This window comes from Actinomycetes bacterium, assembly GCA_036510875.1.
Classification (GTDB): domain Bacteria; phylum Actinomycetota; class Actinomycetes; order Prado026; family Prado026; genus DATCDE01.
On sequence record DATCDE010000125.1, the window covers coordinates 1 to 5,090 of the forward strand.

The 5,090-nt window shown below is 68.4% G+C and carries 4 protein-coding genes; all 4 read left to right on the plus strand.

Annotated features, from left to right (window positions below):
* The first annotated feature begins 589 nt into the window (after positions 1 to 589).
* Entirely contained in the window at positions 590 to 1,078 is a 489-nt protein-coding gene (locus tag VIM19_07255) for a hypothetical protein (GenBank protein HEY5184689.1), read from the plus strand.
* Between the two features lie 151 nt (positions 1,079 to 1,229).
* Complete coding sequence (gene kdpF, locus VIM19_07260) at positions 1,230 to 1,319, plus strand: K(+)-transporting ATPase subunit F (protein ID HEY5184690.1); 90 nt, start codon at positions 1,230 to 1,232, stop codon at positions 1,317 to 1,319.
* Positions 1,319 to 2,980, plus strand: a complete 1,662-nt coding sequence (kdpA, locus tag VIM19_07265) for a potassium-transporting ATPase subunit KdpA (GenBank protein ID HEY5184691.1) — start codon at positions 1,319 to 1,321, stop codon at positions 2,978 to 2,980. The genes kdpF and kdpA overlap by 1 nt, the downstream gene beginning before the upstream one ends.
* A partial coding sequence (gene kdpB / locus VIM19_07270) for a potassium-transporting ATPase subunit KdpB (GenBank protein ID HEY5184692.1) occupies positions 2,980 to 5,090 on the plus strand: 2,111 nt, incomplete at its 3' end. The genes kdpA and kdpB, both read left to right, overlap by 1 nt.

A 5,090-nucleotide genomic window follows, 5' to 3' on the forward strand; every position in this document is an offset into this window, starting at 1 on the left:
CCACCACCACCACCACCACCACCACCACCACCACCACCACCAGCGACTCCGCTGGACGCTTCACCGTCCCACTGCCAGCCGGGACCTACGAACTCGACTGCCTCGACTCCGCACCGATTCCGGTCCTCCGCGGACAAACCACAACCCACGACTGCGCCGTCGCCGTTCCGTAGCGTCAGCTTGATCGGAAATCCCGTGCCCAGCCTCCTGGCTAGCTGGGAAACCGAGCGAGAATGCCAGTTCAGGTACACCTGCTCATGGGTATCAGCGCACCCTCCAATGCTCGGCAAGGGCCGGCTCCACGACTGCGTTGGCGCCGCCCTGGATCGGCATTGTGGGTGCCCGCTTCGCGGCAGCTGCCTGCGCTGCGCAGGATAGCTCGGACAGCGGCAACGCAGCCGACAGTCCGCCCCGGGGGCAGCACAGCGGTCACGGCTGCTTGGTGGTGTCAGAGCGAGCGCCCAATCGCCGCGCCGACTTGGTCCGCTATTGCGGTCGATGGTGAATCGCTGGTATGGCTTGGTCAAGAAGAAGTCGAACCACACGGCGGTGGAGACGGCTGCCAGGTTGCCGGCCAGCCTGGTCGCCGTTGGCTGCCACCGCGACCACGACGAGAACCAGCACCAGCGCCGCGTCGGTGTTCGGGAGCCAGTCCGGGAACAACGACAAGACGGCGCACACGACCAGCGGCGCCAGCAGGGCCGCCGCGGCCGCCACCCGGTCACGTTTCAGCAGGCCCGATAACCTCATCACAAGCTTCCGGCAGGCATCGACGGGTGACCGCGGGCTTGCCCAGGTGCGCCACCGACGATGCTCGTCATCGCGGCCGCCTCTCCGTTGTCACGGTGTCCAGGCACAGATCGTCGCAGAGGTTCCTGCGGTCGCCATTGTCGTCCTGATTCCGTATGGCGAGACCGCCCACCCACGACGCGTCGCTGCGCAGTTGGGCGGCTGGGACGTTGAACGCGCCGTCGATGGGGTTTGCGTGGCGGCCGGGGTTCTCCCGGTCCTTGGCGGCGAGCAAGCCCGGGCGAGGGTCAGCAGCGCGAACGCGACAGACGTCAACGCCGCGTACTGATTCTCCGCGGGGCCGTAAATAGCGCGTCAAGGCTGAGGATCCTCGCGTTCGGTCCGGTGTGTACTTCCGGCATGGCTGATGTTGCGTTCGTGCTGTTGACCCTCGCCGTGTTCGGTGTGCTCGCCCTGGTGGTCAAGGGGGTGGAGAAGCTGTGACCGCCGAGAACATCGTGGGTCTTGTCCTCGCCGTGGCCATCGTGATCTACCTCGTCGTGGCGTTGGTCTTTCCGGAGAGGTTCTGATGTCTGACACCACCGCCGGTCTGCTGCAGGCCGGTCTCCTTGTTGTGCTGCTTGCAGCGGTGCATGTGCCGCTGGGCAATTACATGGCGCGGGTCTATGCCGGCACCCGGCACAACCGGGTCGAGCGCGGCCTATACCGGGTGATGGGCGTCGACCCGGACGCCGACCAGCGCTGGTCGACGTACCTGCGCAGCGTGCTCGCGTTCTCCCTGGTGAGCGTGCTGTTCCTGTACGGCTTCCAGCGCCTGCAGCAGCACCTGCTGCTCTCGCTCGGCTTCCCCGCGGTCAAGGCGGACCAGGCCTGGAACACCGCGGCCTCTTTCGTCACCAACACGAACTGGCAGTCGTACTCCGGTGAGAGCACGATGGGCCACCTGGTCCAGATGGGCGGGCTGGCCGTGCAGAACTTCGCCTCGGCCGCCGTCGGGATGGCGGTGGCCGTGGCGCTGGTGCGGGGTTTCGCCCGGTCCCGCACCGACCGGCTGGGCAACTTCTGGGTCGACCTGACCCGGGGATCCCTGCGCATCCTGCTGCCGCTGGCGTTCGTGTTCGCGGTCGTGCTGCTGGTGGGCGGGGCGATCCAGAACTTCCACGGGTACGACACGGTCACCACGCTGGCCGGCGGACAGCAGACCCTCACCGGGGGGCCGGTCGCCTCGCAGGAGGTCATCAAGGAGCTGGGCACCAACGGCGGCGGCTTCTACAACGCCAACTCCGCGCACCCGTTCGAGAACCCGACCAAGTGGACCAACCTGGTCGAGATCTTCCTGCTCCTGATGATCCCGTTCTCACTGCCGCGCACCTTCGGCAAGCTCGTCGGCGACGTCCGCCAGGGCTATGCGATCCTGGCCGCGATGGTGACCATCTGGGTCATCTCGGTGATCGGCATCACCGCTTTCGAGACCGCCCATCACGGCTCGGCCCTGCAAGCGGCCGGGGCCGCGATGGAGGGCAAGGAGGCGCGGTTCGGCGTCCCGGCGTCGTCGTTGTTCGCAGCATCGACGACGTTGACCTCGACCGGCGCGGTGAACAGCTTCCATGACAGCTTCACCCCCCTCGGCGGTGGGATCACGATCTTCGACATGATGACCGGCGAGGTCGCGCCGGGCGGTACAGGCTCGGGCTTGTACGGGATGCTCGTGCTCGCCGTGGTGGCCGTGTTCGTCGCCGGTTTGATGGTGGGGCGGACCCCCGAGTACCTGGGGAAGAAGATCCGAGGGCGGGAGATGAAGCTCGCCAGCCTGTACATCTTGGCCACGCCGGCCTGCGTGCTGATCGGCACCGGGATCGCCATGGCGCTGCCGGGGGAGCGGGCGACGATGCTCAACGCCGGTCCGCACGGCCTGTCCGAGGTGCTGTACGCCTTCACCTCGGCGAGCAACAACAACGGCTCGGCGTTCGCCGGTCTCGGCGTGAACACCGTCTGGTACAACACCGCGCTCGGCCTGGCCATGCTGCTCGCCCGGTTCCTGCCGATCGTCTTCGTGCTCGCGCTGGCCGGGTCGCTGGCCCGGCAGCAGCCGGTGCCGGTGACCGCGGGCACCCTGCCGACCCACCGCCCACTGTTCGTCGGGCTGCTGCTCGGTGTGATCCTCATCGTCGTCGCTCTGACCTACTTCCCGGCGCTGGCGCTGGGACCGCTCGCGGAAGGCCTGCACTGATGCCCACCACCACCGTTGCCCCTGGGACTCCCCAGCCGGCCGATCCCGCGGCGACGCCCGAGAGCCCGCGCCGAGTGTCGGCAGGTGCGCTCGACACCGCGATGCTGGTCAAGGCGCTGCCCGACGCGTTGCGCAAGCTGGACCCGCGCGTGATGTGGCGCAACCCGGTGATGCTGATCGTCGAGGTCGGCGCCGTGCTGACCACCGCGTTGTCCGTCAAGGACCCGTCGGTGTTCGGCTGGGCGATCACGGCCTGGCTGTGGCTCACCGTGGTGTTCGCCAACCTGGCCGAGGCTGTGGCCGAGGGCCGTGGCAAGGCCCAGGCCGAGACGCTGCGCAAGACCCGCACGAGGACAGTCGCGCGGCGCCTGGTCGACTGGACGCCCGGTGATGACCCTGGGTCGGTGCGGGTCGAGGAGGTCGCCGCGACGGCGCTCGTCCTCGGAGACCACGTGCTGGGCGAGGCGGGGCAGGTCATTCCCGGTGATGGTGACGTCGTCGAAGGTGTGGCCAGCGTCGACGAGTCGGCGATCACCGGCGAGTCAGCCCCGGTGATCCGCGAGTCCGGCGGGGACCGGTCGTCGGTGACCGGCGGCACCAAGGTGCTCTCCGACCGGATCGTCGTGCAGATCACCAGCCGGCCGGGCGAGACCTTCATCGATCGGATGATCGCCCTCGTGGAGGGGGCGTCGCGGCAGAAGACACCCAACGAGATCGCGCTCAACATCCTGCTCGCGGCCCTGACGATCATCTTCCTCCTCGCAGTGGCGACCCTGCAGCCGCTGGCGATCTACTCGGGTGCGCAGCAGTCGGTGACCGTCCTGGTCGCCCTGCTCGTGTGCCTGATCCCGACCACCATCGGGGCGCTGCTGTCCGCGATCGGCATCGCCGGGATGGACCGGCTGGTCCAGCGCAACGTGCTGGCGATGTCTGGCCGCGCCGTGGAGGCCGCCGGGGACGTCAACACGCTGCTGCTCGACAAGACCGGCACCATCACGCTCGGCAACCGGCAGGCCAGCGACTTCGTGCCGATGGACGGGGTCGGTGCGGACGAGCTGGCCGACGCCGCCCAGCTGTCGTCGCTCGCGGACGAGACGCCCGAGGGTCGCTCGATCGTCGTGTTCGCCAAGGAGCACTACGGCCTGCGCGAACGGCACGAGGGCGAGCTGGGCCACGCCCACTTCGTCCCGTTCACCGCGCAGACCCGCATGAGCGGCGTCGACCTCGACGACGGCCGGCAGATCCGCAAGGGCGCGGCATCGGCGGTCGTCACCTGGGTACGGGAGAACGGCGGCACGATGCCGCACCAGGCCGGCGAGGTCGTGGACGGGATCTCCGCATCCGGCGGCACCCCGCTGGTCGTCGGTGCCATGGACGCGACCGGCACCGCACGGGTGCTCGGCGTCATCCACCTCAAGGACGTCGTCAAGGAGGGCATGCGGGCCCGGTTCGACGAGCTGCGCCGGATGGGCATCCGCACCGTGATGATCACCGGCGACAACCAGCTCACCGCCCGCGCCATCGCCGACGAGGCCGGCGTCGACGACTTCCTGGCGGAGGCAACTCCGGAGGACAAGATGGCGCTGATCCGCCGAGAGCAGGAGGGCGGCAAGCTCGTGGCGATGACCGGTGACGGCACGAACGACGCACCGGCCCTGGCGCAGGCCGATGTCGGCGTGGCCATGAACACCGGCACGTCGGCGGCCAAGGAGGCCGGGAACATGGTCGACCTCGACTCCGACCCGACCAAGCTCATCGAGATCGTGGCCATCGGCAAGCAGCTGCTGATCACCCGTGGGTCGCTGACCACCTTCTCGATCGCCAACGACGTCGCGAAGTACTTCGCGATCATCCCGGCCATGTTCGTCGGGGTCTTCCCGGGGCTTGCGGTGCTGAACATCATGCACCTGCACAACCCGGAGTCGGCGATCCTGTCGGCGGTCATCTTCAACGCGCTCATCATCCTCGCGCTGGTGCCACTCTCACTGCGCGGCGTCCGCTACACCCCGAGCTCTGCAGCGCAGATGCTGCGGCGCAACCTGTACGTGTACGGCCTGGGCGGGCTGATCCTGCCCTTTGTAGGGATCAAGCTCGTCGACCTCGTCGTCCA

Excerpts from the sequence above, each read along its gene's own strand:
- kdpA (HEY5184691.1), top strand. The coding sequence starts at position 1,319 with ATGTCTGACACCACCGCCGGTCTGCTGCAGGCCGGTCTCCTTGTTGTG.